Source organism: Microbacterium sp. NPDC090281 (assembly GCF_044769635.1).
Classification (GTDB): domain Bacteria; phylum Actinomycetota; class Actinomycetes; order Actinomycetales; family Microbacteriaceae; genus Microbacterium.
On sequence record NZ_JBIVYH010000002.1, the window covers coordinates 871,506 to 896,721 of the forward strand.

The window sequence follows — 25,216 nt, forward strand, 5'->3', positions numbered from 1 at the left end:
GACGTCGGGATCAGAAGTCGTAGTCGTCGACGTTGTCCTTGTCGACGATGACGGCGGCGTCACCCACGTACACGTTGTCGAAGCCGTCGAGCTTCTTCAGGGAGTTGTAGCCCTCGATGCCGAGGTCGGTGCCGTCGGTGATCTTCTCGCCGTCGACGAGCAGCTGCGCGATCTTGAGCTGCGCCTTGCCGGCCATCGCCGGGTCCCAGAAGAAGATCTTGTCGATCGAGCCGTCGACGATGTACTTCTTCGCCACCGAGGGGATGCTGGTGCCCATCACGCAGACCTGGTCCTCCAGGCCCGCTTCCTGCACGGCACGGGCGATACCGGCGACATCCGTGCCGGCCGAACCCTGGAAGCCCTTGATGTCGGGGTACTTCGCGAGCAGCTCCTTCGCCCGCTGGTAGGCGACGTTCTCGTCTTCCTTGCTCTCGACCGGCTCCTCGACGCGGGTCAGGTCGGGGTACTCGGCCTGCTGCTGGTCGTAGGCGCCGCCGACCCAGTCCATGTGAGTCTTGGCCGTGAGGCCACCGACGAACGAGACGTACTGTCCGGAGTCGCCCATGCACTCGGCGAGGTTGTCCATGATCTTCGCGCCGTAGGCCCGGTTGTCGAACGCCTCGATGTCGATGTCGGCGTTCTCGATGCCCGCGGCCTCATGGGCGACGACGATGATCCCCTGGTCCCTGGCCTGCTTGAGCACGGACTCCAGCGCCTCGGGCGAGTTGGGGACGACGGTGATCGCGGCCGGCGACTGCGCGATCAGGTCCTGGATGATCTGGATCTGCTTCTCGGGGCTCGCGTCGTCCGCGCCCTCCTGGCGGGCGTCGATCCCGGTCTCCTCGGCGAACTCCTTGACGCCGACCTCCATACGGTCGAACCAGCCGACACCCGAGATCTTGACCACGGTGACCATCGCGCCGTCTTCGGCACTCCCGCCGGTCTCGCCACCGCCCGTGGATCCGCCGACTTGACCGCAACCGGCCAGGGCCAGCATCGCCACCGCACCGAATCCGACACCTGCAAGCAACTTCGTCTTACGCATGTTCCACTCCTTCGTGTGTGAGCCAGTGTTAGTTTCCACCACCCCCAGGGAGGAATGGGAAGAAATCTCATCGCTGTGGAACAGTAAAACGTCAAACCGTCGCTTGTCAATGCGAAATCTCACACCCGTTGCGCAACCGTTGCGCAACGGGTCGGGCGCAGAGCGCGGGCTCCTAGAGCGCTGCGACGGCTTCGATCTGCACACCGGCCGCCCGCAGACCGACGAGCGCGGGGTGATCCACCGCGCCATCGGTCACCAGCAGGTCGATCTCGCCGGGGCCGGCGACATTCGTCAGGTGCACACGGCCGAGCTTCGACGCATCGGCGACGACGATGACCCGGTCGCACGCATCGATCGCGGCGCGCTTCACCGCGCCCTCTTCATTGCTGTAGTCGGAGAGACCGCGCTTGCCGTCCACGCCGGAGACGCCCATGACGTAGACATCGCAGTTGTAGCGCTTGAACGCCTCGATCGACTCGGCGCCGACCAGGCTGAGCTCGCCGGGACGCACCCGCCCACCCGTGACGAGGATCGTGGTGTTGGGCTCGTCGTGGAGCTCGAGCGCGACGAGGATGCTGGGCGTCACGACCGTGAGCCCGAGGCCCTTGCCGACGATCGCGCGGGCCACGGCGAGCGCGGTGCTGCCGCTGTCGAGCACGACGGTCTCGCCGTGGTTGAGGTGGGCGACGGCCGCCGCGGCGATGTTGATCTTCTCGCGTGCGCCCATCAGTGCCCGGGAGTTGAATCCCGGCTCCACCGCTGTCCCGTGCGCGGCGATCACACCACCGGTCACCCGGCGCACGCTGCCGCGCTCCTCGAGGAGTTCGAGGTCGCGTCGGATGGTCATCTCGGAGACGTCGAACTCCAGGGCGAGGGCCTTGAATTCGGCCTCCCCGTCAGAGAGAACCCGCTGTTCGATCAGCGCGCGGCGCTCGTGGGCTTCCATCCCTACCTCCTCGTGTGGCAGATCCCACCCTAGGCGAGAAGCTTGTGTGAATGAGTAACTTGTGCTTTGCTCAACGTGAATCTTTCACAGAACCTGTGATCCATTCCGAAGAAACGAGGAAAGACATGCCCAACTGGCTCCCCGAGGTGTTCGGCACGCAGAAGCCGATCGTGGCGATGCTGCACCTGGCCCCGCTCCCCGGCGACCCCGGTTACGACACCGCCGGCGGAGTCGCCGCGATCGTGAACCGCGCCCGCGGCGAACTCGACGCCCTGCAGAGCGGCGGCGTCGACGCCGTGATGATCTCGAACGAGTTCAGCCTCCCCTACCTCACGAAGACCGAGCCGATCACCGCGATCACGATGGCCCGCATCCTCGGCGAGCTGCAGCGCGATCTCGCCGTCCCCTTCGGCGTGAACGTGCTGTGGGACGGACGGGCTTCGATCGACCTCGCCACCGCCACCGATGCCGCCTTCGTCCGCGAGATCTTCACGGGCGTCTACGCCAGCGACTTCGGGCTGTGGAACACCAACGTCGGCGAGGTCGCCCGGCACCGCCACCGGGTCGGGGCCGGGAACGTGAAGCTGCTGTTCAACATCGTCCCCGAGTCGGCCGCCTACCTCGCGGAGCGCGACCTCGGCTCCATCGCCCGCACCACGGTGTTCGCGACCAACCCCGACGCCCTCTGCGTCTCCGGACTCACCGCCGGAGCTCCCACCGACACGCAGTCGCTCGCCATCGTGAAGGAGAACGCCGGAGACGTCCCGGTGTTCGTCAACACCGGAGTCCGCGCATCGAACGTCGCCGACCAGCTCGCCGTCGCCGACGGCGCCGTGGTCGGCACGTACTTCAAGCAGGACGGCAAGTTCGAGAACCGCGCCGACCGCGCGAGGGTCGAAGAGCTCATGGGCGCCGCCAAGGCGTTCCGGTCGCAGCTCGTCTAACCCGCGACCCCTGCAACGCCAGCGCCGCTCCCGATCCTCGTGATCGCGGGGCGGCCCTGTGCGTCTCGGGCACCGTTACGGTCGTACCGGCAGGACGTCGCTGAGATCTGCGCGGGTACCGGAGGCGTGGATACGGCCGGATGCCGCAGCATCCGCCCACCGCTCCGTCCCGGTGGAGACGGCGATCCAGGTCGCGGCATCCATCTCGACCACGTTGGGCGGGGTGCCTCGGGTGTGGCGCGGTCCTTGGATGACCTGAACGGCCCCGAACGGCGGCACCCGCACCTCGACGCTGTTGCCGGGCGCCTTCTCGTCGAGCAGCTGCAGGAGGTAGCGCACAGCGGTGGCGAGGTCGGTGCGCTGCGGCTTCGCGTCGGCAGACTCGGCAACGCGAACCGCGTCGAGAGCCGTCCGTCCGTCGACGATGTCGATCTTCCTGACCATTGCTCCAGACTACGACCGCGACCGCACGGCGAGTCCTAAGCTCGGACGCATGAGCATGCATCCCCAGGGCGCCCGCGCCGAGCTGCTCGCGGCCGCGGCCGATCACTCCTGGGGCGTGCGGATCCCCCCGCTCGCCGATCCGCAGAGCGCCCACGATGCCGCGGTGCTCATCCTGTTCGGCGTGCTCGACCGCATCCCCGCCCCGACGACCGATGCCGCCGTCGCCCGCGATCTCGACGTGCTGCTGCAACGGCGAGCGCCCACCCTCTCCTCTCACCCCGGCCAGGTGTCGTTCCCCGGCGGCCGCGTCGAGGCGGACGATGCCGACCTCGTCGCCACGGCGCTGCGCGAGGCCGAAGAGGAGACCGGGCTCGATCCGACCGGTGTCGAGATCCTCTCCACGCTGCCTGTGATCCCCCTCGCCGCGAGCAATCATCTGGTCACCCCGGTACTGGCGTGGTGGCAGTCGCCGTCGCGGGTCGTGGCGGTCGACCACGCCGAGACGGTCGAGGTGTTCCGCGTTCCCGTCGCGCAGCTGCTCGACCCCGATACCCGGTTCACCTCGACCATCACCCGCATGGGGCACACGTTCCGCGGCCCGGCTTTCGACGTCGACGGGACCATCGTCTGGGGCTTCACCGCGATGGTTCTCGATGCCCTCTTCGATGCGGCCGACTGGACCGTGCCGTGGGATGCCTCCGTGGAGCGGACCGTCGACCTCTGACCCCCGCCGAAATCCGGAGCGTCACCCTCGGTAGTCTGGACGGGTGAAGATTCTCGTCCTCGGTTCCGGTGCCCGTGAGCACGCGATCATCCTCGCCCTGCGGGCCGAGCAGACGGAGCACGAGATCTTCGTCGCTCCCGGCAATGCCGGCATCGCGCAGGATGCGACCCCCGTCTCAGTCGATCCCCTCGACGGCGGTGCGGTCACCGCGTTCGCCCATGAGCATGCGATCGACCTGGTCATCGTCGGCCCGGAGGCCCCGCTCGTCGCCGGAGTCGCCGATGCCCTGCGCGTGCGCGGCATCCCCGTGTTCGGCCCCGGGAAGGCGGCAGCACAGCTAGAGGGCTCGAAGTCGTTCGCGAAGCGGGTCATGGATGCCGCCGGCGTGCCGACCGGCCGCGCCGTCCGTGCCGCCACCACCGCCGACGTCGAGCGCGCGTTCGACGAACTCGGCGCCCCCTACGTCGTCAAGGCCGACGGCCTGGCCGCGGGCAAGGGCGTCATCGTCACGTCCGACCGCGCCGAAGCGCTCGCGCACGCCGAGCAGTATCTTCCCGCAGGCCCCGTGCTGATCGAGGAGTTCCTCTCCGGCCCCGAGGTCTCCCTGTTCTTCCTGAGCGACGGCGACACCGTGCGCGCGCTCAGCCCCGCGCAGGACTTCAAGCGCGCGCTCGACGGCGACGCCGGACCCAATACAGGTGGCATGGGCGCCTACTCGCCGCTGCCGTGGCTGGCCGAGCAGTTCGGCAGTGAACAGGCTTTCGTCGAAGAGGTCACCCGCGACGTGGCACTCCCCGTGGTGCGGCAGCTCGACGCCGAGGGCACACCGTTCATCGGTCTGCTCTACGCCGGCCTGATCCTGACCCCGGCGGGTGTGCGCGTGATCGAATTCAACGCCCGCTTCGGCGACCCCGAGACGCAGATCGTGCTGCCGCGGCTGGTCACCCCGCTCTCGGAACTGCTGTTCGCCGCGGCATCCGGCACCCTCGAGGACCAGCCGGAGCCCGTGTTCAGCGATGACGTCGCGATCACGGTCGTGCTGGCCAGCGAGGGCTACCCCGAGGCGCCGCAGACCGGGCGTCCCATCGAGGGTCTCGCGGAAGCCGCAGCCATCGAGGGCGTCCGCATCGTGCACGCCGCGACCGCCAGCCCCGACGCACCCGGTGGCTCACTCATCGCGACGGGAGGCCGCGTGCTCAACGTGGTGGCCGTGGCATCCGACTTCCGCACCGCGCGTGACCGCGCGTACGAGGCGATCGCCCACATCCGCCTCGACGGCTCCCACTACCGCACCGACATCGCCGCCCGCGTCGCCGAGTAGCCCCGCTCTCCCTCCGCCCAGGCACGTCGCCCAGGCACGTCGAGTGCACGCTCGCCCGGGTGCACGGTTCGCCCGGGTGCACGCTTCTTCCGGGTGCACGGCTTCTCCGCGAGTGCACGGCTTCCACGCGAGTGCACGGCTTCTCGACGTGCACACCCCGTCCACTCGGCGAGATCCCGTGCACTCGACAGCGGTGCGACCATCCACACCGGCCGCCGGCGCGCGAAAACCGTCGAATGCGGAGAGGAATCCTGCCAACGTGCGGGTTCGCGATTGACATCGACAGCTTTCTTCAAGAAAGTGGGCGGATGCCGCTTCGCTCCGACTGGTCGTCCGCGACCTGCCCGATCGCCCGCTCCGCCGACGTGCTGGCCGACCCTTGGGTGCTGCTCATCCTGCGTGAGCTCTTCTCCGGCCGCACCCGCTTCGACCAGCTGCGCGATGCCACCGGTGCCGCCGACTCGGTGCTGTCCCGGCGGTTGACCGCGATGACCGATGCCGATCTCGTCGAGCGCGAAGACTCCGACGGGGCCCGCAGCGGGTACCGGTTGACGGAGGCCGGGCGTGAGACCCTTCCGATCCTGCATGCTTTCGCTCGCTTCGCCCGCATCACCGACCCGGACGGGCCGTGGGGTCTGACGGTGAGCTGCGGCCGGTGCGGCGAGGTCTCGGAGTCGGCCGACTGGTGCGCGACCTGTGCGGCACCGCTCGATGCCGACAGCACCCGTTGGGCACGACGCAGCATGGGCGGGGAGCCCTTCGCCCTCATCGCCGGGCACACGGCATGACCGCCGAGTCGCTCGACGGGCCGATCGAGGAACCGCTGGGCGCGCGACAGCGCCGCTTCCACCCCGCGTGGACGGTGGCCCTCGTCGCCCTCATCGCCCTCATCGGTGCGGCCGGCTTCCGCGCGGCCCCCGGAGTGCTCATGGTGCCGCTCGAAGAGGAGTTCGGCTGGAGCACGGCCGAGCTGTCCCTCGCGGTCTCGATCAACCTCCTCCTCTACGGACTCATCGCCCCGTTCGCCGCGGCCTTGATGCAGCGCTTCGGCATCCGAGCGGTGACGGTGGTCGCCCTCTTCGTGATCGGGGCGGGTGCGGCGCTGAGCGTGTTCGTCGCGACTCCCGGCCAGCTCATCCTGACCTGGGGTGTCCTGATCGGACTCGGAACCGGATCGATGGCGCTGGTCTTCGCAGCAACCATCACCGATACGTGGTTCGCCACGAGGCGCGGACTCGTCTCGGGCGTGCTCACGGCCGGCAGCGCCACCGGGCAGCTCATCTTCCTCCCGGTGATCGCGGCAGCGGCCGAAGACGTCGGATGGCGCGGAGCATCGCTCATCATCGCCGGCGGGGCGCTCGCAGTCATGCCCCTGGTCTGGATCTTCCTCCGCAACCGTCCGAGCGACCTCGGCGTCGCCCGCTACGGGGAGACCGCGCCCACCGTGGCTCCGACACCCGTTCCTCGTGGCACGGCCTGGGGAGCTGCGAAGCTCGCGCTGACCACGCTGCGAGAGGCCGCGCGCACGAAGACGTTCTGGGCGCTGGCGATCGGATTCGCGATCTGCGGTGCGACGACCAACGGACTCATCGGCACGCACTTCATCCCGAGCGCGCACGACCACGGGATGGCGACCACCACGGCCGCCGGGCTCCTCGCGGTCGTCGGAATCTTCGACATCGTCGGCACCGTGTTCTCAGGCTGGCTGACCGACCGCGTGAACCCGCGCATCCTGCTCGCCGCCTACTACGCGCTGCGCGGCGTGAGCCTGCTGTTCCTGCCGAGCCTGCTCTCGGCCGAGGTGCAGCCGAGCATCATCGTGTTCATCGTGATCTACGGGCTCGACTGGGTCGCGACCGTGCCGCCGACGATCGCCCTGTGTCGCGAGGTCTTCGGCGACAAGGGCCCGCTCGTGTTCGGCTGGGTGTTCGCAGCGCACCAGATCGGCGCGGGCATCGCCTCGATCCTCGCCGGGCTCGTGCGCGACCACACCGGCCAGTACACCTTCGCGTGGTTCGCGGCCGCTGGCCTCTGCGCCGTCGCCGCCCTGGTCAGCGCCACCATCCGCCGCCACCCCGCACCCGTTCGCGAGTAGTCCCGCTCGAGACCTCTCGCCGAGTGCACCGGATGCCGTCGAGTGCACGGCTTCTTCACGCGAACTACCCGTGCACTCGGCGAGTAACCGTGCACTCGGCGCCGCGAAGCGCACGAGTGCACGGGACTAACCTCAGAGCACCTTCGAGAGGAAGTCCTTCAGGCGGTCGTTCTTGGGGGCGCCGAACAGCTCGGCGGGCGGAGCCTCCTCGACCACGACGCCGCCGTCCATGAAGACGGTGCGACCGGAGACCTCGCGGGCGAAGCCCATCTCGTGTGTCACCAGCACCATGGTCATGCCACCCGAAGCCAGATCGCGGATGACCTGCAGCACCTCGCCGACCATCTCGGGGTCGAGCGCGCTCGTGGCCTCGTCGAACAGCATGATCTCGGGGTCCATCGCGAGCGCACGGGCGATCGCCACGCGCTGCTTCTGTCCGCCGGAGAGCGATGCCGGCTTCGCGTCGGCCTTCTCGGAGAGGCCGACCCGCTCCAGAAGCGACAGCGCCCGCTCACGCGCCTCGGCCTTCGTCATCTTGCCGCACTCGACCGGCGCGAGCGTGATGTTCTCGAGCACGGTCATGTGCGGGAACAGGTTGAAGTGCTGGAACACCATGCCGATGCGCTGGCGCACCTCATCGAGCTTCACGCTCTTGTCCGTCAGGTCGACGCCGTCGATGATGACATGCCCCGAGGTGGGCTCCTCGAGCTTGTTGAGGCAGCGGAGCAGAGTGGATTTACCCGAGCCCGAAGGACCGATGACCGCCACGACCTCGCCGTCTTCCACAGCCAGGTCGATGCCCTTGAGCACCTCGTTGTCGCCGAACGACTTGTGCAGGTCCTGCACCACGATCTTGCTCATGCGTTGAACTTCCTCTCCAGGCGGTTCGCGAGCAGCGTCAGCAGCGTGATCACGACGAAGTAGATGATGGCGACGATCGTCAGCACCTGCGCCGACAGGTACGTCGAGGCGATGATCTGGCGAGACACGAAGGTCAGCTCCGCGAGACCGATGACGCTGATCAGCGACGTGTCCTTGAGGGTGATGATGCCCTGGTTGACGAACGAGGGCAGCATGATGCGGAACGCCTGCGGCAGAACGACCTTCTGCATCGTCTTCCAGTGTCCGAGGCCCAGCGAGCGCGATGCCTCGGCCTGCCCTGGATCGACCGCCTGGATGCCGCCGCGGATGATCTCGGTCATGTACGCGCCCGTGTTGAGCGAGAGCGTGATCGCTCCGGCGACGAACGGGTTGAACGTGAGGCCCGGGAACAGCTGCGGGATCGCGAAGAACACGAAGAACGCCTGGATGAGGATCGGGGTGCCGCGGAAGACGTAGACGTAGGCGGTGGCGATCCAGCGGAACGGTGCGAACTTCGCGACCCGGCCGAAGCCGAAGATGAGACCCAGGATGAACGCGGCCACGATCGCGACGATCGTCGCGAGGATGGTGAGCCACAGACCCTCCATGAGGGCGGGCCAGTACTGCACCGCGACCGAGAAGATGTCGGTCGGCTGCGTCGATTCCTCGCCACCGGAGAGGTAGGTGTCGACGATCTTGTCGTACTCCCCCGACGCCTTCAGGTTCGCGAGCCCGGCGTTGAACATCTCGACCAGCTCGGGGTTCTGCCCCTTGTTGACCGCGAAACCGTACTCTCCGCCGAGCTCCGGTTCGCCGATGAGACGGAAGCCGGAGCCCTGCTGGATGCCGTAGGCCAGCACCGGGAAGTCCTCGAAGTAGCCGACCGCCTGGCCGGCCTTCACAGCATCGACCATGTCGGTCGTGTCCTGGTACGGGGTGACCTTGAAGCCGTATTCGGCCTTGTTCTCATCGGCGAAGGTCTGCCCCTGCGTACCGGTCTTCACTGCGACAGCCTTGCCGTCGAGGTCGTCGAGAGACTGGATGTCACTGGCCTCGAGCACGCCGAGCTGGATGCCGCTGGTGAAGTACGGCTCGCTGAAGTCGAAGGTCTTCTCGCGCTCTTCGGTGATCGACATGCCGGCCATGACCGCGTCGACCTGGTTCGACTGCAGTGCCTGCACGGCGGCGTCGAATCCGAGCTGGCGGATCTCGACCTCGAAACCCTGGTCTTTCGCGATCGCACGGAGCAGGTCCATGTCGATGCCGACGAGGTTGCCGTCCTTGTCGGTGAACTCGAACGGCGCGAACGTCGTGTCGGTGCCGATGACGTATTTCTCGCCATCATTCGCAGCAGTGGCGGGGGCGGCTCCGGCCAGGAGTGCGCCCACGGCGACGAAGGCGACGAGCGCGGCCGCGCCGGCAGTGCGCAGCGATCGGCGCAGGCGGCCCGCCGCGGCGGATGGATTTCGGATCACGACGTGTGCTCCTCGAGTCGACAGCAGCGACCGGACGACCGCCGAGGAACTACCCTAGCTCGCGGCAGGACCAGCACCCGAAATACTGATCCAGTACCGACGCACGCGGGGCTGCCCGGGCTCCGGCGCATCGATCACGTCTTCGAGCTCTCCGCCGGCGCCTTCGATCGTGCGGATGGAGCCGACGTTGTCGTCATCGCAGGTCAGCATGACGCTCTCGTAGCCCTCCGTCTTGGCGAGACGCAGCACGAGGCGCAGAGCCTCCCGGACGATCCCCTCGCGGCGACGCGACGGGATCACGGAGTAGCCGATGTGGCCGCCGAAACGACGCAGGTGGTCATTGAGTTCACGGCGGAAGGAGATGAAGCCGACCATCTGGTCGCCCTCGGTGATCCAGAAGTAGTCACAGGGCACGTGGCCCTCCGGCAGCACCGCGCCGGGAGTGGCATACAGAGCCGCCTTCTCGATGATCGCCTCGAACGCGGCGCGGTCGGGAACGAAGCCCTTCTCGATACCGCCGCCGTCGACGTGTCCGCCCTCGAACTCGGCCACTGCGGCGGCCCAGGAGTCGAAGAGGTCGATGCTCGGTCGAGAGAGTGCGATCGTCATCGCCCGATGACATCACATTCCTGAGTGCCCGGCAAAACGGGTCAGCGACCTCGAAGCAGCGCGGCGATGGATACGTCCTCATCCAGCTGTGGCCAGTGAATGCCCTCGCCGGCGCCGATCAGCCGCCAGTCCGCACGCTCGTCGGGGCTCGCATCGACGAGTCGCGGAAACCAGTCGAGAGGAACGCTGATCGTTCGTCCGTCCTTCATGCGCACATGCAGTTCGCGTTCGTCGGTCACGACGCCGACGGCGACGGCGTCATCCACCGAAGTGCTCATGCCACGCCTCCTCGATCAGCCCGCGCTGGCGTTCGATCAATCGTCGAAGCAGTCGCAGCTCACGGTCGTCGAACCTCGTCTTCGCCGCCGATTCTACCGGCCTGAGCCAGAACTTGGCAGTGAACTCCGCCCGCTCGACGTGCACATGCGGGGGCTCCGATCCTTCGTTGCTGTAGAAGAAGAATCGGTATCCGCGCACTCGCATGACCGTCGGCACGGAGCGACGATAGCTCCGCCACAAGTCCGAGTCGGAGGCAAGACGAGGACGAGCCCGAGAAGTGCGGAAGTCGCACCTCTCGGGCTCGATCGTGGAGAGACAGTCGCCGACTACTCGGGACGCGTGGCCACCGGAGCAGCCGCATCGGTCTTGTCGTAGCGACCGAGGAACAACGAGGCGATGAGGGCGATCACCATCACGCAGGCCGGAAGCAGGATCGACTGCGCCATGCCGGTCGCGAATCCATCGGCCACCTGCGGCGGCAGCGTCCCACCCGTCGTGATGCCGGCCGGCGCATCCGCCAGCCCTGGGAGGTTCGCCTCGAGGCGAGACTGCATGAACGCGGCGATGGATGCCGAGCCGATCACCGATCCGATGGTCCTGGTGGTGTTGTAGATGCCGGCGCCAGCACCTGCCTGACGCGGCGGGAGCTTGCGCGTCGCCGTGGTGGCGAGCGGCCCCCACATGCCCGCGTTGCCGATACCCATCAGCGCAGAGGGCAGCAGGAACATCCAGATCTCGGTCTCCATGTTGATCAGGGTCGAATACCAGACGAGCGCGCCGGCGACGCAGAGCAGACCGGGGATGAGGATGAGGCGCGGATCGATGCGATCGAGCAGCTTCCCTGCGCCGGGAGCGAGCACACCCGAGAGCACAGCCATCGGGATCATCAGCAGTGCAGCCTGTGTGGGGGTGAGCCCGCGCGCGGTCTGCAGGAAGAACATCATCGGCAGCGACATGCTCGTCACCGTGAAGCCGACGGCTGCGATCGCGACGTTCGCTCCCGAGAAGTTGCGGTCGCGGAACAGTTCGAGAGGCACCAGCGGCTCGCTGCGGGTCTTGGCCTGCTGCAGGATGAACAGCCCCAGCACCACGAGACCGACGATGATCAGGCCCCACACCGAGATGGGACCCCAGATGACGCCCCAGTCGTACTTCTCACCCTCCTGGAGTCCGAACACGATGAGGAAGAGGGCCACGGCGCTCAGCACCACACCCACGATGTCGAACCGATGCGGGTGCGTCGCGAGCTTCGGGACCAGACGCCACGCGAGCACGAACGCGACGATGCCGACCGGGATGTTGACGAAGAAGATCCACTCCCAGCCGAAGCCGTCGACGAGCAGGCCGCCCACGAGCGGGCCGACGAGGGTGGCGACACCGGCGGTCGCACCCCAGAGGCCCATCGCCGCGCCCCGGCGCTCGGGCGGGAACGTGCGGGTGATCACGGCCATGGTCTGCGGAGTCATGAACGCCGCACCGAGACCCTGCACGGCGCGAGCGACGATCAGTCCTTCGAGCGTGGTCGACAGCCCGCACCACAGCGAGGCGAGGGTGAAGACCGCGAGTCCGATCAGGTAGATGTTCTTCGGGCCGAAGCGGTCACCGAGGCGTCCGGTGATGAGCAGCGGCACCGCGTAGGCGAGCAGGTAGGCGCTCGTGACCCACACGACGTTGTCGAGGTTGTTCGTGTTCGGGTCGAGCGCGGCCTTGATCGCCGGGTTCGCGACCGAGACGATCGTGGTGTCGACGAGGATCATGAAGAAGCCGATGACCAGCGCCCAGAGGGCGGGCCAGGGGCTCGTGGGCTTGTGGCCCGCGGAGTAGGTGCCGGTCGACGGACCGGATGTGGAGGGAGCAGACACCGGTGGACGGTCTCCGTCGCGGGTGGGATCGGTCATTGCTGTGCGGCCTTTCGCTGAGCGCGGTAGCGGTCTGAGTTCTGGAATGCCGTGGGCCCCCACGGCAGGACTTCGGCCTCGAGGCGATCGAGGAGGGAGTCGAGCCAGCGGAGCTCGGCCTCCAGCAGCGCCTCCTGGCGTTCGATCTCGACGAGCACCTGCTCGGGCACGCCCTTCGCCCTGGCCTTCAGCAGGCCGTCGCTGTGCCTGGCGTGATCGTCGAGGAGGGCGCCCCTCCTCGCGCGAAGGAGGTCTACGACCTCGGGGCGCTCGAGGTTGTGCGCCTCGGCGAGCGCGATGCGGAAGTCGGCCGGGCGATCGATGCGGGGCAGCTCGCGCTGCACCCACGTCACCACCGCTTCGCGTCCGGCCTCCGTCACGGCGTAGGTCGTGCGCTCGGGACGGTTGCCTTCGCGGTCGATGCCGAGCTCGTCGATCAACCCGGCTCGATGCAGCCGGGAGACCGTGTGGTAGAGCGTGCCGTTGGTGATCGTGAGCAGCCGGTCATCGTGTCGGGACCGCATGAGACGGACCATCTCATAGGGGTGCATGTCGCCCTCACGCAGCAGCGCGAGCACCATCACCCCCATCGGGGTGAGCCGATCGACGGCATCCTTCTTCATGTCCCACCTCAAATAGTCCATGTGGACTATACGCCCTTTTCGGGGTGCCGAACAGCCGGATTCGGCGGCGGCGACCCCTACCGGCTACAGCGACACCGCCGCGAGCTGCGCCTGCGTGAGCGAACGGTCGGCGTAGACGAGACGCCAGACAGACGGGTCGGGGTTGCCCGCATCAGGTGCCCGGTAGACGAGTTCGAGCCCGACCTTCTCGGCGACCCGCGCCGAGGCACGGTTGTGCTCCACGAGGAAGGCGATCACGGGACGATCGGGGTCGACGGCACGCACCGCCTCGACCGCGGCGAACGAGAGCTCGGTGGCGTAGCCGTTGCCGTGGTGGTCGGCCGACAACCGATATCCGAGGTTCCAGACCTCGCCGCCGAACAGGGAGCATCCGCCGTAGCCGATCAGTTCCCCCGAGCTTCGCAGGCGAACCGACCAGGGTCCGAGCCCCGCGACCTCCCACCCCTCTTCCCAGCGCGCCATCATCGTCGTGGTCTCCTCCGCGGTGACGTGCCGCAGCGTCGGGTAGTGGGTCCACACCCGCGGGTCGGCCGAGATCGCGAACAGTGTCTGGAGGTCTGCGGCGGTCGGACGCGACAGCCGAAGGCGCGGCGTGAGGGTGTCGACGGTCATGCCCCCAGGCTAGGTCGCCCCACCGACGCCTCAGCCCGGACGCCTCCGCCCGATGACTTCTCGGCGGGCAGGCGCGGACGGAACCGGGATAATGGGCGGGTGAGCACTCCTTCAGAAGGCACGGCACAGCACATTCCCGGCTGGCGGCACATCTACTCGGGCAAGGTCCGCGACCTCTATGCCTCGGCAGATCCGGCCGATACGCGCATCCTCGTCGTGGCCTCCGACCGCGTGAGCGCCTTCGACACCGTGCTCTCCCCCGGCATCACGGACAAAGGTGCCCTGCTGACGCGTCTGAGCCGCTGGTGGTTCGCGCAGCTCTCCGATTTCCCCAACCACATCGCCGAGGGCGAACTGCCCGAGGCGGTCGCCGACCATGCCATGCTCGCGCAGTCGCTCGAGATGCTGCCGATCGAGTGCGTCGTGCGCGGGTATATCACCGGCTCCGGCTGGGCCGAGTACCAGGAGAGCGGCACGGTGTGCGGCATCCCGCTGCCCGAAGGCCTGCACAACGGCGACCGACTGCCCGAGCCGCTGTTCACCCCGGCCTACAAGGCGCCGATGGGCGAGCATGACGAGAACATCACGTTCGAGCGCACCGTCGAGCTGGTCGGCGCCGAGCGCGCGGCCGAGCTGCGCGACGCCTCCCTCGCGATCTACGCCCGTGCCGCCGCGATCGCCGAGGAAAAGGGCCTGATCCTCGCCGACACCAAGTTCGAGTTCGGGACCGACGCCGACGGCACCCTGCGCCTGGCCGACGAGGTGCTCACGAGCGACTCCTCGAGGTACTGGGACGCCGAGGCCTGGCGCACCGGCACCAGCCCGAGCGCACGGATGGCGAGCTTCGACAAGCAGATCGTGCGCGACTGGATGGCCGCGAACTGGGACAAGCAGGGTGAGCCGCCCGCACTCCCCGACGACGTCGTCGCACGCACGGCCGACCGCTACCGCGAGCTGATCGACCGCCTCGGCGCCTGAACCGTCAGGCAGGTTCGACGCGACGCACGTCGGTGTGGATGAAGTCGTCACCCGTGAAGAGCAACGGCTCGTCGCGACTGACCGCGAGCGCATAGGAGAAGCAGTCGCCGTAGTTCAGGCGGGCGCGACTCCCGGAGCCACGGCCGTAGCGCACGTAGGCTCTGGTCGCCAGGCGCGCCTGATCCTCGTCAAGCGGAACGACGGTCGCCCCCGTCGCATCCAAAAGCTCGTCCAGCGCGAGCGCCTTCTCCTCGCCTCCTTTGCCACGGAGCACGATCATGCACTCCGTGAGCGTGGCCGCGGACAGTGAGAACGGGCCCCCCTCCAGCAGTCGTCCGATCTCCGCAGCTTCGGGCTCCGCCATCAAGACAGCCACGAGGGCTGAGGAGTCGACGATCACCGAGGCATTCCCGTCTCGTCGTAGAGCTCGTCCATGATCTCTTCGGTAGTGCGCCCGGTGCGAGGAATCTGCTGTGCTCGCCAGATCACCGCACGGATACGACGACGACGCTCCAGCTCGTCATCCGAGCGCTGCTGCTCCAGCTCGGCCAGCCTCCGCCGCACCGCATCTTCGACCGCACTCGTCTGGCTCTGCCCGGTGAGCGCCGCGAGCTGACGCACCAGCTCGTGCGTCGTCTCGTTCTTGATGTTCAGGCTCATGTCTACCATTCTACCGTCGCGTCTACCATGGTAGAAAGCGCTCAGGGAAAACCCAGGAATCGGTAGTCTTGCTCGAGCACTCCCGACATCCCCCGAACCTTGAGGAGCCCGCATGGCCCTGTGGAAGCTGCACGGAAACGGCCGCACGGTCGAGCCCGGTGCCGTCGTCGCCCCCGAAGAACGTCTGAACTGGCCAGCGACCATCGCGATCGGTGCGCAGCACGTCGTCGCCATGTTCGGTGCGACATTCCTCGTGCCGACGCTGACGGGCTTCCCCGTCTCGACGACGCTCCTGTTCAGCGGTGTCGGAACGATCCTGTTCCTCCTCATCACGAAGAACCGGCTGCCCAGCTACCTCGGTTCCTCGTTCGCGTTCATCGCACCGATCACGGCAGCCGTCGCCGCGGGCAACATGGGCTCGGCATTGGCCGGGGTGGTCGCCGTCGGCGTCCTGCTCACGATCGTCGGTCTGGTCGTGCAGTTCGCCGGACTCCGCTGGGTCGATGCCCTGATGCCCCCGGTGGTCGCCGGTGCGATCGTCGCGCTGATCGGCTTCAACCTCGCACCCACCGCCTGGAACAACTTCCAGATCGACCCGGTCACCGCCACCATCACGCTGGTCGCGATCATCCTGTTCGCGGTGCTGTTCCGGGGGTTCCTGGGCCGCATCTCGATCTTCCTCGGTGTCGCGGTCGGTTTCATCTACGCGGCGTTCACGGGATCCTTCGACGTTCCCAACGCCCTGCGCGGCGGCAAGACGCCGGCCGAGCTCATCGCCGACGCGCCGTGGATCGGGCTGCCGGAGTTCCACCTCCCCGACTTCGTCGAGCCGGGCACCTGGTCGACCATCGCCATGTTCCTGCCGGTCGTCCTGGTCCTCGTCGCCGAGAACGTCGGCCACGTACGCGGCGTCGCCAGCATGACCGAAGACCCTTCGATCAACAAGCACACCGGCCGTGCGCTGATCGCCGACGGTGTCGCCACGACCATCGCCGGTGGCTTCGGCGGCTCGGGAACCACGACGTACGGCGAGAACATCGGCGTCATGGCCGCGACCCGCGTCTACTCGACCGCCGTGTACTGGGTCGCAGGTCTGTTCGCGATCCTGCTGGCGTTCTCCCCGAAGGTCGGCGAGGTGTTCAACTCGATCCCTGCCGGTGTCCTCGGCGGAGCCACCACCGCGCTGTACGGCCTCATCGGCATCATCGGCATCAAGATCTGGGTCGACAGTCGCGTCGACTTCTCGCGCCCGGTGAACCAGTACACGGCCGCCGTCTCGCTCGTGATCGGCATCGCCGGGTTCTCGATGCAGCTCGGCGACTTCGCCTTCGGCGGCATCGTGCTCGGCACGGTCGCGGCACTGCTGATCTACCACCTGGGTAATCTCATCGCTCGCGCACGCAAGACCGGCGCCGACGACCCCAAGCCTCTCGAGGCGGTCGGTCCGCTCGGCGGCGACCCCGCGTAGGTCTCCCCCACGAACACGAAGATCCCGGATGCCTCGCGTGAGGCATCCGGGATCTCTGCGTTTCGCGCGGTAGAGGCTCAGTCGATGACCGCGAGCACGGCGTCGGCAGCGACCGATGCGGAGAGCTCTGCACGCTGCGACAGGATGCCTGAGCGATGCGCCGTCACGGTCGTCTCCATCTTCATCGCATCGAGCACTGCGACCGCGTCACCCTCCGCGACGTCGGCACCGTCGTCGACGAGCCAGCGCACGAGCGTGCCCGGCACCGGCGAGCGCAATTCGGTCGGATCGGTCGTGGGCGCTGCCGTCGCGGCGTCCGCCGGCCGACCGAGCCCTGCCAGCAGAGCGGCGGGCAGGCCGAGCATGACACGTCGTCCGTCGATCTCGACGGGGAAGCGCTGCAGCGCGGCATCCGGGGCGGCTGCCGGCCGCGCCTGCGACTCCAGCTTCGACAGCAGGGCGCTCTCGATCCACTGCGTGTGCACCGCGAAGGTCGCCGTGGCGAACTCCTCCTCGTCGAGGGCCATCAGGTCGAACGGGATGACCGTCGCCGGACCCTCCACCGCGAGCTCGCGCAGCGCCCGCCGCGCGCGCACGATGGCCGCGTCGCGGGATTCGGCGTGCACGATCAGCTTGGCGATCATCGAGTCGAACGCCGACTGCACGACGTCACCCTCTTCGATGCCGCTGTCCCAGCGCACGCCGGGACCACCGGGGAGCCGCAGCCGCTCCACGCGACCAGGGCTGGGCAGGAAGCCGCGACCGGGGTCTTCGGCATTGATCCGGAACTCGAACGCGTGTCCCCCGGGCACAGGAGTCTCGACGATCGAGATGCCCTCACCGAATGCGATGCGGAACTGCTCGCGCACCAGGTCGACGCCGGTGACCTCTTCGGTGACCGGATGCTCCACCTGAAGCCGTGTGTTGACCTCGAGAAAGGATATGGTGCCGTCGGCCGCGAGCAGGAATTCCACGGTGCCCGCCCCGCGGTACTCCACCTCGGCACAGATCGACCGCGCCGCATCGTGGAACCTCGTGCGCTGCTCGGCGGAGAGTCCCGGCGCGGGGGCCTCCTCGATGAGCTTCTGATTGCGGCGCTGCATCGAACAGTCGCGATCGCCGACCACCACGATGCCCCCGCGCCCGTCGCCGAGCACCTGCACCTCGATGTGCCGCGGACTCTCGAGGAAACGCTCCACGAAGCACTCCCCACGACCGAACGCCGCGATCGCCTCACGGGTCGCAGCGTCGAAGGCCTCAGCGACATCGGACAGTTCCCGAACGACCTTGAGCCCGCGTCCGCCTCCGCCGAAGGCCGCCTTGATCGCGATGGGGAGCCCGTGCTCCTCCGCGAAGGCCACGGCCTCTTCGGGCCCGGCCAGCGGCTCGTCGGTGCCGGCGGCGAGCGGCGCCCCGACCCGCTGAGCGATGCGGCGTGCTGTCATCTTGTCGCCGAGCGCGTCGATGCTCGCCGGCGTCGGTCCGATCCAGACCAGCCCCGCATCCTCCACGGCCCGCGCGAACGACGCGCTCTCCGACAGGAATCCGTATCCAGGATGCACGGCGGTCGCACCCGACTGCTGCGCGGCGGCGAGCAGCGCCTCGACGGAAAGGTACGTGCCTGCCGCGGTGGTGCCGCCGAGACCCACGGCCTCGTCGGCCAGGCGCACGTGCAGAGCGTCGGCGTCCTGATCCGCGTAGACCGCGACGGACGTGTATCCGGCTTCGGTGCAGGCGCGGATGACACGCACCGCGATCTCCCCGCGATTCGCGATCAGGACCCTCTGCGTGGTCGGCACGGTCGACACGGTGGTCATGAGGACTCCTTGACGGTGAAACGAAGGCGCACGCCCGGAGCCAGTTGACCGGCGAGGTCGAGGCTGCGGTCCGTGAGTGCACCGATGATGGGGTATCCGCCGGTGAGCGGATGGTCGGGAAGGAACAGGACCGGCTGCCCGTCGGGCGGCACCTGGATCGCACCGGTGACGGCTCCCTCGCTCGGCAGTTCGCCTCCGAGCGCGCGCTCCAGCGGCACCTCGCCCTGGAGTCGGATGCCGACGCGATCGGAGCGAGGCGTGACGGTCCACTCCTGGCCGCTGAGGGTCGCGAGGGCCGCAGCAGTGAACCAGTCGTCGCGCGGGCCGAGCGTGATCTCGAGGTCGACGAGCTCTCCGGGTGCCGGAAGCTCGCGCGGCACGACGGCCGGCTCGACAGCACGCAGACCGGCGTCGCCGACCGGGAGCACGACGCCGGCTGCGAGAGGTACCGGGCCGAGTCCGGCGAGGGTGTCGGCAGCACGGCTGCCGAGCGCGGGGGCCGCATCCAGTCCGCCGCGAACGGCGATGACGTAGCGCAGCCCACGCTCGGGGTGGCCGAGGGTGAGCTCGTCGCCGTCGACCGTGGCGAAGGGCTCACCGTGTGCGACGGGTCGCTGTGCGCCGCCGGCCTCCTGCAGCGTGAGCGAGCCGAAGGCCCCCGTGACGGCGGCCACGCCGGAACCGCGGAACCGCAGCACGGCTCCCCTGACGCTCTCGAGCACGGCGGCCTCGGATGTGTTGCCCACTGCACGGTTCGCGTCGTGCATCGCTCGACGGTCTGCCGCCCCGGATGCCGAGACCCCGAGCGCCGCATAGCCCGGGCGCCCGGCATCCTGCACCAGCAGCTGCAGCGACGGACGGACCACCTCGACGGCGGCATCCGCGCCGAAACCCGGGCCATCCGCGTCAGTTGCGGCGGGTTGCTCCTCGCCGCGCAGAGCGTGCGCCGGAACGTCTCCGTTTCGGTCCGACCCAGCAGCATCCGACTCAACCGCGTCCAGCCCAGCAGCGTCCAACCGAACCGCCTCGCGCACCTGCTCGAACCGGACCGTCGTGCCCGGGGAGAGCAGTGCGGGCGGGTCGCGGTCGATGTCCCACATCACGGCATCCGTGCGCCCGATGAGCTGCCATCCACCAGGACTCTCGCGCGGGTACACCCCGGTGAACTGTCCGGCGAGCGCGACCGATCCGGCAGGCACTCGGGTACGCGGCGACGACCGGCGGGGCACGTCGAAAAGGGGGTCGCTGCTCACGACGTATCCGAAGCCGGGGGCGAACCCGGAGAACGCGACCCGCCAGTCCGCGGCGAGGTGCCGGTTCACGAGCTCCTCCGGCGACACCCCCAGCAGGGATGCCGCCTCGGCGAGGTCTTCGCCGTCGTACCGCACAGGCACCGTGACCTCGCCGGTGCCCGGTAGGTGCGCGGTGTCGATCTCGGTCGCGGCGAGCGCGATCGCGAGCTCGGCGGCGGAAACCCGAAGCGGATCGAAGCGCACCAGCACCGTGCGCGCACCGGGGATGCGCTCGACGATGCCGGGCACTCCCTCCCACGCGAGGTTCAGGCGCATCGCCTCATCGAGGTCGGCCGCCTCGACGAGGAGAGCATGATCGGATGCCGTGAGGATGCGCATCAGACCAGGCGCTCCGCACCCGTCATCGCGAACCCGCGAACGGCGCGATCGTGATGCCCGCTTCCTGCAGCATCCGCTTGGTCGCAGCCGCCATCGCCACCGAGCCGGGGCTGTCGCCGTGCACACAGATCGACTGCGCCACCACGGGCACATCGGTGCCGTCGATCGCGCGGATCACGCCGTCGGAGGCGAGGCGCACCATGCGCTCGGCGACCGCGGCAGGGTCGTGCAGCACGGCCCCCTCCTCGGTGCGCGACACCAGCTGTCCGTCGGGCTGATACGCGCGATCCGCGAACGCCTCGGCGGCGACGGCGAGACCTGCGCGCTCGGCGACATCGAGCACGACGCCGCCGGAGAGTCCCAGCAGCACCAGGCTCGGATCGATCGCGCGGATCGCCGCCACGACGTCTTTCGACTGCCGTTCGTCGCGCGCGATCGTGTTGTACAGCGCCCCGTGCGGCTTGACGTACGAGACCCGTCCGCCGACCGCGGCGGCGAGCCCGATGAGCGCCCCGAGCTGGTACTCGACGTGGGCCTGCAGGGTGGCCGAGTCGATGTCGACCTTGGTGCGCCCGAAGTTCTCGTAGTCGCGGTAGCCGGGGTGCGCGCCGATCACGACGCCGCCCTGCACCGCGGCGGCGAGCGTCTCGCGGATGCCCTCGGGGCTGCCGGCATGGAACCCGCACGACACGTTCGCACTCGTGACGAGGCGCAGCATGCTCGCGTCGTCGCTGACGATGCGGTCGGCGACGTTCTCGCCGAGGTCCGAGTTCAGGTCGATCGACGTCATGCGATCACGCTCCGATTCCGAGGAAGGCGAAGATGGGACCGACCGAGACGATCCCCATGTACCAGGTGAGCAGCGTCACGAGCGTACCGGCGACGAGCAGCCACATCGGGTACTTCTTCGTGCCGAGCAGGTCGCGGCGGAACCAGCCGATGTACATGAAGACGGTGAGTCCGATCGGCAGGATCAGACCGTTGAAGCCACCGACGAACACGAGGATCGCAGCCGGCGCGGTACCGATCGAGAGGTAGACGATCAGCGACACCACGATGAAGGCGACGGTCGCGAGCTGCAGCGGCCATCCGCCCTTGAGCTTCTTGGTGAAGGTGGAGAGGAAGGTCGCCGAGGTGTAGGCCGCACCGATGACCGAGCTGATCGCCGCAGCCCAGAAGATCGCGCCGAAGATGCGGAGACCTGCGTCACCGAGCACCGCGCCGAAGGCCTGGCCGGCCGGGTTCGCGCCCTGACCGGAGAGGTCGAGCGTGACGCCGGAAGCGACCACGCCGAGGATCGCGAGGAACAGCACGTAGCGCATGACACCGGTGACGAGGATGCCGTTGGTCGCCGCACGCATCACGGGGCCGGCGTGCTCGGGGCCCGTGTGGCCGGAGTCGAGGTAGCGGTGGGCGCCGGAGTAGGTGATGTATCCGCCGACGGTTCCGCCGACGATCGTGGTGATCGTGGCGAAGTTCAGCTCGTCCGGCAGGAAGGTCTGGCGCAGGGCCTCACCGATCGGCGGCTGCGCGATGACGGCCACGATCACGGTCATCACGATCATGCCGATACCGAGCACGACCAGCACGATGTCCATCACGGGGCCCGCCTTCTTCACGAGGAAGATGATGATCGCGAGGGCCGCGGTGACGATGCCGCCGAGCTTGGTGTCGATGCCGAGCAGAGCGTTCAGTCCGAGCCCACCACCGGCGATGTTGCCGATGTTGAATGCCAGCCCGCCGATCACCACGAGCACGGCGATCAGGTGACCCGAGTAGGGGATGGCGCTGTTGGCGAGTTCGCCCGCACGCTTGCCGGACGAGGTGATCATGCGCCAGACGTTCAGCTGCACGGCGATGTCGACGAGGATCGAGATGAGGATCGCGAACGCGAAGGCAGCCCCCATCGTCGCCGTGAACGTGGCGGTCTGGGTGATGAAGCCGGGTCCGATGGCGCTGGTGGCCATGAGGAAGATCGCGCCGATGACGGCGCTGCGGCCTGCGCGCTTCTTGGCGGACGAGAGGCGGGCTTCGTCTTCCGGGGAGAGGGAGGCGGTGGACTGCTCAGACATGCGGGGGATTCCCATCGTCGTTGGTGGGTGTCGGGTGACCCCCAGTGTAGAACGGATAGAACCCGATTGTTCAACAATCATGTTACGTCCGTGCTACAACGCGATTGCTTTCGTGTGATGGCCCACGCTTGCCCGCAGACGATCCGCCCCCTCCGACGCCTACGATGAAGGCATGAACCAGCAGGGCCCGCTCGCCGACGTGCTCCGTCAGCGCATCATCGACGGCGACTTCGCACCGGGCTCGCGGCTGTCGGAGTCGGCCCTCGCCGAGCAGTTCGACGTATCGCGCAACACCCTTCGCGAGGCGTTCCGCGTGCTCGCAGAGCAGGGGCTCGTCGAGCACATCCCGCACCGCGGCGTCTCGGTGGCCTCCCCCACCATCGCCGACGTGATCGACATCTACCGCGCGCGCCGCGTGATCGAGTGCACGGCGCTGCGCCAGTCCGAGCCCGAGCATCCCGCCGTGCAGCTCATGCGCGACGCCCTTGCCGAGGCCGAGGAGCAACTGCCACACGAGGACTGGCGGCGCATCGGCAGCGCGAACATGGCCTTCCATGACGCGATCGTGGCCCTCGCCGACAGCGCCCGGCTCGCGCGCACCTACCGCGATGTGGCCGCCGAGCTGCGACTCGTCTTCCTCGAGATCGACGAGCCGCGGTCTTTGCACGAACCGTTCGTCCGGCGGAACCGTGCCGTGCTCACAGCGCTGCTGGAAAGGGGCCCCGAAGCGGCCGCCGAAGAGCTCGAGCGCTACCTCACCGCATCTGAACGCAGCGTCCTCGGAGCCTTCGCCCGCATGGGTCACCCCTGACCCCCGACGTCTCGGGAACCCTGACACCACCTTCGACCAGAACAGTGTTCGGTATTTTTGACCTGAGTGCATAAATCTGTGAACGTGCCGGGAGATGCCTTGCCATCTCGTGAAAGCCATGGTTACCGTGAGCGGACTTCGGCACGATCGGCGGCGCAGAGTTGCTCGCCTTTCATCCGGAGGCCGCGTGCCGAGGGGGCGCGCGGAATCGTTCAGATCGAAAAGGACTACTACTTTGCGACTCACGAGAAAACTGGCGTTCGCCGCTACCGCGGCTGCTGCGCTCTGCCTCGGCACGGTCATCCCCGCTGCCGCCGATTCCACACCCGACGCCGACGACGTCCCCACCTTCCAGGAGTTCGAAGCGTCGACCTACCGAGACATCGACGGCGCCTACGTCGTCAACGGAGACGAGGTGATCTCCAACCAGGGCGAGCTGCGGTCGTTCTACGAACAGCTCCTCGGCGCCGACCCCCTGACCAACGGCCTCATCGTCAACACGGTCAACAGCATCGACGACAAGTGGTCCGACGCGCAGGCGGCGAACCTCACCTACTGCGTCAGCACCGCATTCGGTGCGCGTCACGCCGACGTCGTGAGCGCGATGGAGAGCGGTGCCGCACTCTGGGAGGCCGCCTCCTCGAAGATCGACTTCATCTACGACGCCAGCGCCGACGCCAACTGCACGACGCGCAACAACGCGGTCCTCTTCTCGGTGGAGCCGGTGCAGACGACGCAGTACATCGCCCGGGCCTTCTTCCCGAGCACGGCACCGCGTCTGCAGAACGTTCTCATCGACGACTCGATCTGGACCCCCGGCTCGTCGTGGACCCCGACGAACGTGCTCGGTCATGAGCTCGGCCACGTGCTCGGCTTCCGCCACGAACACACCCGCCCCGAGGCCGGCACCTGCTTCGAGGACAACAACTGGCGTCCGCTGACCCCGTACGACTCCTCGTCGATCATGCACTACCCGCAGTGCAACGGATCGTCCGCCGACCTGTCGATGACGAGCGTCGACACCGACGGAGTCGTCTCCCTCTACGGGAACTGACGCACTCCAGCGCTTCGAATCAGCGGGGCCCGGTCGTTCTCGACCGGGCCCCGCCTTCGTCGCGTTCGCCAGCAAGCGCCGCCCGGGGCCTACTCGTCCAGACGCAGCGCCGCCGTCGCCCTCGGTCGCGGTTCACCCTCACGGAGCGGCGCCGGCGGCGCGATGGGCTTCACCGGTTCCGGCAGCCCGTACCGCCGGAACATCCAGCGCCGAGCCTCCTCGAGCGGATACGTGCCGCCGAAGACGGCGGACTTCACGAAGACCCCCTCGATCGTGCTGCGGAGCATGACCTCCTCGAGAGCGGGATCCTCGGCCCCGCGCGCGCGGAACAGGTCGCGAACAGCGTCTTCCGCTGCCGTCGCTCCCGCTTCGTGCCGCGCCTCGGACTCGGCGAACAACCGGTGCGTGGCCGGCTGCTGCTGCATCGCCAGCACCGCGCGCTGCAGCGGTATCGCGTAGGCGGTCGCCGTGAGAGCGCCGTCGATCACGGCGGCGAGCATCTCATCGGGCGTCCCCTCGACGCGGGCGAAGCTCAGCACCGTCTCGAACCAGCGGTCGATGACGGCCGCGACCAGCTGCTCCTTGCCGCCGAAGTGGTAGTTCACGAGCCCCTGGGCGACACCTGCCCGCTTCGTGATCTCAGCGATACTGGCGCCCGCGACGCCGCGTTCACTGAAGGTGTCGATCGCCGCCTGCAGGATGATCTCCCTGGTGCGTTCTCGGGCCAGCCGGTTCTGCTCGTCGGAGCGCGCCACGTGGCATCCACCTCCTGAGTCCCGCCAGTCTGTCTTTCCGAATCGCTCCCCTGCCGTATAGATTACTCACTGA

The 25,216-nt window shown here is 68.2% G+C and carries 27 protein-coding genes; 9 read left to right on the forward strand and 18 right to left on the reverse strand.

Features of this window, described 5'->3' with window-relative positions:
• Positions 1–10 precede the first annotated feature (10 nt).
• Positions 11–1,045 (reverse strand): autoinducer 2 ABC transporter substrate-binding protein, encoded by a 1,035-nt coding sequence (locus ACIQTX_RS18290; protein ID WP_402974915.1) that lies wholly within the window; start codon positions 1,043–1,045, stop codon positions 11–13.
• A gap of 172 nt (positions 1,046–1,217) precedes the next feature.
• Entirely contained in the window at positions 1,218–1,991 is a 774-nt protein-coding gene (locus ACIQTX_RS18295) for a DeoR/GlpR family DNA-binding transcription regulator (protein WP_028503122.1), read from the reverse strand.
• 125 nt (positions 1,992–2,116) lie between these two features.
• Between ACIQTX_RS18295 and ACIQTX_RS18300 the strand changes: the two genes are divergently transcribed.
• Positions 2,117–2,935 carry a BtpA/SgcQ family protein gene (locus ACIQTX_RS18300; protein WP_402974919.1) on the forward strand — a complete coding sequence of 273 codons (819 nt, stop codon included), beginning with the start codon at positions 2,117–2,119 and terminating at the stop codon, positions 2,933–2,935.
• 75 nt (positions 2,936–3,010) lie between these two features.
• Here ACIQTX_RS18300 and ACIQTX_RS18305 read toward each other — a convergent pair whose 3' ends face one another.
• On the reverse strand, positions 3,011–3,379 hold the full coding sequence (locus tag ACIQTX_RS18305) for a sterol carrier family protein (RefSeq protein ID WP_028503120.1): 369 nt from the start codon (positions 3,377–3,379) through the stop codon (positions 3,011–3,013).
• Positions 3,380–3,428: 49 nt separating this feature from the next.
• Between ACIQTX_RS18305 and ACIQTX_RS18310 the strand changes: the two genes are divergently transcribed.
• The 4 genes from ACIQTX_RS18310 (at position 3,429) to ACIQTX_RS18325 (ending at position 7,519) form a co-directional block, all read left to right on the forward strand.
• On the forward strand, positions 3,429–4,103 hold the full coding sequence (locus tag ACIQTX_RS18310) for an NUDIX hydrolase (protein WP_402974922.1): 675 nt from the start codon (positions 3,429–3,431) through the stop codon (positions 4,101–4,103).
• A gap of 43 nt (positions 4,104–4,146) precedes the next feature.
• The gene (gene purD / locus ACIQTX_RS18315) at positions 4,147–5,424 is read left to right on the forward strand and encodes a phosphoribosylamine--glycine ligase (RefSeq protein ID WP_402974925.1); all 1,278 of its coding nucleotides are present in this window, start codon (positions 4,147–4,149) and stop codon (positions 5,422–5,424) included.
• Positions 5,425–5,732: 308 nt separating this feature from the next.
• Positions 5,733–6,212, forward strand: coding sequence for a winged helix-turn-helix transcriptional regulator (locus ACIQTX_RS18320; protein ID WP_402974928.1), 480 nt, complete (start codon positions 5,733–5,735; stop codon positions 6,210–6,212).
• Complete coding sequence (locus tag ACIQTX_RS18325) at positions 6,209–7,519, forward strand: MFS transporter (protein ID WP_105527708.1); 1,311 nt, start codon at positions 6,209–6,211, stop codon at positions 7,517–7,519. The genes ACIQTX_RS18320 and ACIQTX_RS18325 overlap by 4 nt, the downstream gene beginning before the upstream one ends.
• A gap of 132 nt (positions 7,520–7,651) precedes the next feature.
• On the opposite strand, the gene ACIQTX_RS18330 is transcribed toward ACIQTX_RS18325, so the two are convergent.
• The 8 genes from ACIQTX_RS18330 to ACIQTX_RS18365 all read right to left on the reverse strand — a co-directional run bounded on the left by ACIQTX_RS18330 (position 7,652) and on the right by ACIQTX_RS18365 (position 13,897).
• The gene (locus ACIQTX_RS18330) at positions 7,652–8,380 is read right to left on the reverse strand and encodes an amino acid ABC transporter ATP-binding protein (RefSeq protein WP_028503117.1); all 729 of its coding nucleotides are present in this window, start codon (positions 8,378–8,380) and stop codon (positions 7,652–7,654) included.
• On the reverse strand, positions 8,377–9,855 hold the full coding sequence (locus ACIQTX_RS18335) for an amino acid ABC transporter substrate-binding protein/permease (RefSeq protein ID WP_402974932.1): 1,479 nt from the start codon (positions 9,853–9,855) through the stop codon (positions 8,377–8,379). Before ACIQTX_RS18335 ends, ACIQTX_RS18330 begins: the two co-directional genes overlap by 4 nt.
• A 54-nt stretch (positions 9,856–9,909) precedes the next feature.
• Entirely contained in the window at positions 9,910–10,464 is a 555-nt protein-coding gene (locus ACIQTX_RS18340; protein WP_402974935.1) for a GNAT family N-acetyltransferase, read from the reverse strand.
• Between the two features lie 41 nt (positions 10,465–10,505).
• Entirely contained in the window at positions 10,506–10,742 is a 237-nt protein-coding gene (locus ACIQTX_RS18345) for a DUF2442 domain-containing protein (RefSeq protein ID WP_105669596.1), read from the reverse strand.
• Positions 10,723–10,959: a DUF4160 domain-containing protein gene (locus ACIQTX_RS18350; protein ID WP_402974940.1), complete on the reverse strand. Its 237-nt coding sequence runs from the start codon at positions 10,957–10,959 to the stop codon at positions 10,723–10,725. The genes ACIQTX_RS18345 and ACIQTX_RS18350 overlap by 20 nt, the downstream gene beginning before the upstream one ends.
• A gap of 110 nt (positions 10,960–11,069) precedes the next feature.
• Positions 11,070–12,641, reverse strand: coding sequence for an MFS transporter (locus ACIQTX_RS18355; RefSeq protein WP_402974943.1), 1,572 nt, complete (start codon positions 12,639–12,641; stop codon positions 11,070–11,072).
• Entirely contained in the window at positions 12,638–13,264 is a 627-nt protein-coding gene (locus tag ACIQTX_RS18360; RefSeq protein WP_402974946.1) for a PadR family transcriptional regulator, read from the reverse strand. Before ACIQTX_RS18360 ends, ACIQTX_RS18355 begins: the two co-directional genes overlap by 4 nt.
• A gap of 84 nt (positions 13,265–13,348) precedes the next feature.
• Positions 13,349–13,897, reverse strand: coding sequence for a GNAT family N-acetyltransferase (locus ACIQTX_RS18365; RefSeq protein WP_402974949.1), 549 nt, complete (start codon positions 13,895–13,897; stop codon positions 13,349–13,351).
• Between the two features lie 99 nt (positions 13,898–13,996).
• Here ACIQTX_RS18365 and ACIQTX_RS18370 point away from each other — a divergent pair, with 99 nt between their 5' ends.
• Positions 13,997–14,875, forward strand: a complete 879-nt coding sequence (locus ACIQTX_RS18370) for a phosphoribosylaminoimidazolesuccinocarboxamide synthase (RefSeq protein WP_402974952.1) — start codon at positions 13,997–13,999, stop codon at positions 14,873–14,875.
• Positions 14,876–14,879: 4 nt separating this feature from the next.
• Here ACIQTX_RS18370 and ACIQTX_RS18375 read toward each other — a convergent pair whose 3' ends face one another.
• Both ACIQTX_RS18375 and ACIQTX_RS18380 read right to left on the reverse strand, forming a co-directional pair.
• On the reverse strand, positions 14,880–15,275 hold the full coding sequence (locus ACIQTX_RS18375; protein ID WP_402974954.1) for a type II toxin-antitoxin system VapC family toxin: 396 nt from the start codon (positions 15,273–15,275) through the stop codon (positions 14,880–14,882).
• Complete coding sequence (locus tag ACIQTX_RS18380; RefSeq protein ID WP_402974957.1) at positions 15,272–15,535, reverse strand: type II toxin-antitoxin system VapB family antitoxin; 264 nt, start codon at positions 15,533–15,535, stop codon at positions 15,272–15,274. Before ACIQTX_RS18380 ends, ACIQTX_RS18375 begins: the two co-directional genes overlap by 4 nt.
• Before the next feature lie 112 nt (positions 15,536–15,647).
• On the opposite strand from ACIQTX_RS18380, the gene ACIQTX_RS18385 reads away from it, so the two are divergent.
• Positions 15,648–17,003 carry a uracil-xanthine permease family protein gene (locus ACIQTX_RS18385; RefSeq protein ID WP_402974959.1) on the forward strand — a complete coding sequence of 452 codons (1,356 nt, stop codon included), beginning with the start codon at positions 15,648–15,650 and terminating at the stop codon, positions 17,001–17,003.
• Positions 17,004–17,080: 77 nt separating this feature from the next.
• On the opposite strand, the gene ACIQTX_RS18390 is transcribed toward ACIQTX_RS18385, so the two are convergent.
• The 4 genes from ACIQTX_RS18390 to ACIQTX_RS18405 are packed head-to-tail and all read right to left on the reverse strand — an operon-like array spanning position 17,081 to position 22,523.
• Entirely contained in the window at positions 17,081–18,820 is a 1,740-nt protein-coding gene (locus ACIQTX_RS18390) for an acetyl/propionyl/methylcrotonyl-CoA carboxylase subunit alpha (RefSeq protein ID WP_402974962.1), read from the reverse strand.
• Positions 18,817–20,451: a carboxyltransferase domain-containing protein gene (locus ACIQTX_RS18395; protein ID WP_402974965.1), complete on the reverse strand. Its 1,635-nt coding sequence runs from the start codon at positions 20,449–20,451 to the stop codon at positions 18,817–18,819. Before ACIQTX_RS18395 ends, ACIQTX_RS18390 begins: the two co-directional genes overlap by 4 nt.
• 22 nt (positions 20,452–20,473) lie before the next feature.
• Positions 20,474–21,241 carry a LamB/YcsF family protein gene (locus ACIQTX_RS18400; RefSeq protein ID WP_402974968.1) on the reverse strand — a complete coding sequence of 256 codons (768 nt, stop codon included), beginning with the start codon at positions 21,239–21,241 and terminating at the stop codon, positions 20,474–20,476.
• Positions 21,242–21,245: 4 nt separating this feature from the next.
• Positions 21,246–22,523 carry an NRAMP family divalent metal transporter gene (locus tag ACIQTX_RS18405; protein ID WP_402974971.1) on the reverse strand — a complete coding sequence of 426 codons (1,278 nt, stop codon included), beginning with the start codon at positions 22,521–22,523 and terminating at the stop codon, positions 21,246–21,248.
• Between the two features lie 172 nt (positions 22,524–22,695).
• Between ACIQTX_RS18405 and ACIQTX_RS18410 the strand changes: the two genes are divergently transcribed.
• Both ACIQTX_RS18410 and ACIQTX_RS18415 read left to right on the forward strand, forming a co-directional pair.
• On the forward strand, positions 22,696–23,334 hold the full coding sequence (locus tag ACIQTX_RS18410) for a GntR family transcriptional regulator (RefSeq protein WP_105527693.1): 639 nt from the start codon (positions 22,696–22,698) through the stop codon (positions 23,332–23,334).
• 235 nt (positions 23,335–23,569) lie between these two features.
• Positions 23,570–24,388: a matrixin family metalloprotease gene (locus ACIQTX_RS18415; RefSeq protein WP_402974974.1), complete on the forward strand. Its 819-nt coding sequence runs from the start codon at positions 23,570–23,572 to the stop codon at positions 24,386–24,388.
• A gap of 89 nt (positions 24,389–24,477) precedes the next feature.
• Here the strand turns inward: ACIQTX_RS18415 and ACIQTX_RS18420 are convergent, their stop codons facing one another.
• Complete coding sequence (locus ACIQTX_RS18420; RefSeq protein ID WP_402974977.1) at positions 24,478–25,143, reverse strand: TetR/AcrR family transcriptional regulator; 666 nt, start codon at positions 25,141–25,143, stop codon at positions 24,478–24,480.
• Between the last annotated feature and the right edge of the window lie 73 nt (positions 25,144–25,216).